The organism is Arthrobacter sp. I3 (genome assembly GCF_000520575.1).
Classification (GTDB): domain Bacteria; phylum Actinomycetota; class Actinomycetes; order Actinomycetales; family Micrococcaceae; genus Arthrobacter; species Arthrobacter humicola_A.
Genome location: NZ_KI914904.1, coordinates 1 through 958 on the forward strand (window position 1 = coordinate 1; position 958 = coordinate 958).

The 958-nt window shown below is 72.4% G+C and carries 1 protein-coding gene and 1 pseudogene; both read right to left on the bottom strand.

Annotated features, from left to right (window positions below; translation table 11 throughout):
• Positions 1–126 precede the first annotated feature (126 nt).
• The gene (locus Y706_RS23595) at positions 127–450 is read right to left on the bottom strand and encodes a hypothetical protein (protein ID WP_028275589.1); all 324 of its coding nucleotides are present in this window, start codon (positions 448–450) and stop codon (positions 127–129) included.
• A 155-nt stretch (positions 451–605) separates the two neighbouring features.
• Positions 606–958 (bottom strand): annotated as a pseudogene (locus Y706_RS30010) (peptidoglycan-binding protein); the annotation flags it as partial.

Consider the following 958-nt stretch of genomic DNA (forward strand, 5'->3'; position numbering starts at 1 on the left):
GGCGGGCCGGCAGCGTCGCCGCGTGCGCGTGCGCCGGCGTCGGGCGATGTGGCGCCGCCGGTGGCAGGCAGGGCCGGAGGGCCGTCCTGACCGGACGGCCCTCCGTGCACAGTGCTCATCTAGGTGCTACTGCTTCAGGTCGGACTGCTGGTCAGCCGACGCCGTAGCGTCGCCATGGATGTCCTGGTTGATGATGGCATCCTGCTGGGCGACGGCGAACGCGTTGCTGTCGATGGAGCCGATGTTGGCGCCGACGGCAGCGTCGATCGGCGCGGCCACGTTGGCGTTGGCGGCCACCGCACCATTGATCGGTGCCGCGATGCCGGCGTTGGCGTCCAGGTTCACATCGACGTTGAGCAGGTTGCCGCTGAGGGCACCCGCGGCGCCGGCGGCGGCCCCGACATCCGTCGGCAGCGCACCGCCCAGGTCCGGGGCCGTGCCATCCGGCAAGACGCCGGTGGCATCGGGCGGCGGACGAAGGCGGGCCGGCAGCGTCGCCGCGTGCGCGTGCGCCGGCGTCGGGCGATGTGGCGCCGCCGGTGGCAGGCAGGGCCGGAGGGCCGTCCTGACCGGACGGCCCTCCGTGCACAGTGCTCATCTAGGTGCTACTGCTTCAGGTCGGACTGCTGGTCAGCCGACGCCGTAGCGTCGCCATGGATGTCCTGGTTGATGATGGCATCCTGCTGGGCGACGGCGAACGCGTTGCTGTCGATGGAGCCGATGTTGGCGCCGACGGCAGCGTCGATCGGCGCGGCCACGTTGGCGTTGGCGGCCACCGCACCATTGATCGGTGCCGCGATGCCGGCGTTGGCGTCCAGGTTCACATCGACGTTGAGCAGGTTGCCGCTGAGGGCACCCGCGGCGCCGGCGGCGGCCCCGACATCCGTCGGCAGCGCACCGCCCAGGTCCGGGGCCGTGCCATCCGGCAAGACGCCGGTGGCATCGGCGGGTACCGTGC